This window comes from Burkholderia sp. Bp9142 (assembly GCF_003853415.1).
In the GTDB taxonomy this organism is placed as follows: Bacteria; Pseudomonadota; Gammaproteobacteria; order Burkholderiales; family Burkholderiaceae; genus Burkholderia.
The window spans coordinates 1-1,013 of the sequence record NZ_QTPP01000095.1 but is presented as its reverse complement, the minus strand read 5'-3'; the positions used below and the strand labels follow the sequence as shown (position 1 = coordinate 1,013).

Genomic DNA, 1,013 nt, shown 5'->3' with positions numbered 1-1,013 from the left:
GAAGATTTTGGCAGGCGGCCGTCATTGCAGTCCGCCCAGAACACGTGCATCGCGTCGAACAACACTGAGAGGATCGCAGTCAGGTAAGGCAGCCGAACGACTACACCGCCTCCCATTGAATCGCCATTAACAGGACAGTAGTGCTCGCTCGGCGCGTCGGCCGGCAGATCAATCCGTAGCGCATCGAGCTCACGCTGCAATCGATCTTCAACGCAATAGTGCGCGGTCGCTGAGTTCGTTAGGACCTTCCCAAGCTCGCACAACTTCTCGTCTTTCAGTTGAACGCATCTTGTGAGACGACGTATCCGTGCTTCGGCGTGTCGCAAGCGGATCTGCAAAGCCTCGCATTCGCAGGCCGGTGCCAAGCATGCGCTTGTATCGCTCGATCGCCAAACATTATCGCGTTGCTCCATAGCAGGCCTCGCCTCGAACATGGCGATATGTACTCCACACACCGCGAGAAATCGGATCGCTGATGCACTGAACTGACTGGACGCATCGCGCCGGCACAAATCGGTGAGTCTTTTTTCGTTCCTTCTCGCAACACTGTCAACTGTGAAGATTGGGGGGCGCTGATCAGCGCGCCGGCGAAGTTTAACGATATGGAAAATCGAAACACTCCACCACAACATCGGCGCAGAATGGGTCTGTCAGTTGCACAAGATCACGCACGTCCGGAAAAACAACGCGGCTTGTCTGACGTTTCACGCTTTGATGGAGCCGGCGATCTCAAAATAGGCCTCCTCATTGTCCGTCCGACGCAATCCAATGGAGATGGCCCCAATGCGTCCTGGCAGATGAGAGCGGCGAGCGCACATCGTCGCACAACGGGCGACCACCCAACAAGCCACTGATGATCGTCGGCAATTCGCGTACCCAACTGCAATAGTCCAATGTACGACTTCGATTGTTCCACCGGGTCGGCGGCCTCGGAAACGATAAATGGTCGACTCCTGGTCCAAACGATGAGAAAATCGCGCAATCATTCCCATTGCGCTGCCGACAATGACATG

General features: G+C 55.7%; 1 protein-coding gene and 1 pseudogene. Both read right to left on the bottom strand.

Annotated features, from left to right (window positions below):
* Positions 1-413, bottom strand: a pseudogene (locus DIE22_RS38560) (hypothetical protein); the annotation flags it as partial.
* Positions 414-704: 291 nt separating this feature from the next.
* Positions 705-1,013, bottom strand: a 309-nt coding sequence (locus tag DIE22_RS38555) for a hypothetical protein (protein ID WP_221623921.1), incomplete at its 5' end; no start/stop codon positions are given.